1 protein-coding gene is annotated in these 1,090 nt (G+C 67.8%); it reads left to right on the top strand.

Features of this window, described 5'->3' with window-relative positions; translation table 11 throughout:
* The coding region (locus CRT60_RS00085) for a condensation domain-containing protein (protein WP_143272904.1) at positions 1-1,090 on the top strand (1,090 nt) is incomplete at both ends.

Below are 1,090 nucleotides of genomic sequence, written 5' to 3'. Positions count from 1 at the left end.
CAGCTTCTGGGCGAAGTGCTGCAACGCTATGCCGGCGTCGTGCCGGCGGCGGACGGCGGCCGCTTCCGCGACCATGTGGCCTGGCTGCAAGGGCGCGACGGGGCGGCGTCCGAAGCCTTCTGGCGCAACCGCACCGCCGAACTCGAACAGCCAACCAGGATCGCGACGGCCAGCGGGCAACCGGATATCGACCAAGGGCATGGAGCCCTCGAGCTTGCCTTCGACGAACGGGAGACCGCGCTTCTCGTCCGCTTCGCCCGTCAGAGCCAAGTGACGCTCAACACGTTGGTTCAGGCCGCCTGGCTGCTGCTTCTGCACCGGCGGACCGGACAGAAGGCGGTGGCGGCCGGTGTGACGGTCTCGGGCCGGCCGGCCGAACTGCCGGGCATCGAAAAGCAGATCGGCCTGTTCATCAACACGCTGCCGCTGGTCGGAACGCCGCATCCGGCCCAGACCGTGTCGGAGTGGCTGACCGATCTCCAAACCAGCAATCTCGAAATGCGGGAGCACGAACACACGCCGCTGGCCGACATCCAGCGCTGGTCTGGCCATGGCGGCGAGATGCTGTTCGACAGTCTGCTGGTGTTCGAGAACTATCCCCTGTCCGACACGCTTGGCCGCGGAGAAACCGGCGGCCTGTGCTTCGGCGCCCCACAGAATCATGAGCTTACCTCCGTCCCGTTGACCCTGCTGATGGGTGCCGGAAAGCAACTGACGTTGACCTTCAGCCATTGGCGCGATCGCATCGGCGACGAGGAGATCCGCCGTTTCGCCGCGCAGACCCGACGGCTTCTGCTGGCCCTGGTCGAGGATGCCGGGCGCCGGTTGGGTGAGATCGGGTTGCTCGACGAGGAGGGATGGCGGAGCTTCGCCGGCTGGAATGCGACCCGCGATGAAACGCTGACCGACGGTCCACTGGTGCCGGAGCTCATCTCGGAGCAGGCCGGTCTGCATGGCGGGCGTCCTGCGGTGAGCTTCGGTGGCCGGACGCTGAGCTATGCCGAGCTGGAGGTGCAGGCGAACCGGCTGGCCCACCGGTTGCGGGCGTTGGGCGTCGGCCCGGAGGTGACGGTCGGCGTCGCCGCCGAGC

This window comes from Azospirillum palustre, assembly GCF_002573965.1.
Lineage (GTDB): Bacteria > Pseudomonadota > Alphaproteobacteria > Azospirillales > Azospirillaceae > Azospirillum > Azospirillum palustre.
This window is presented reverse-complemented; position numbering and strand designations above follow the sequence as displayed.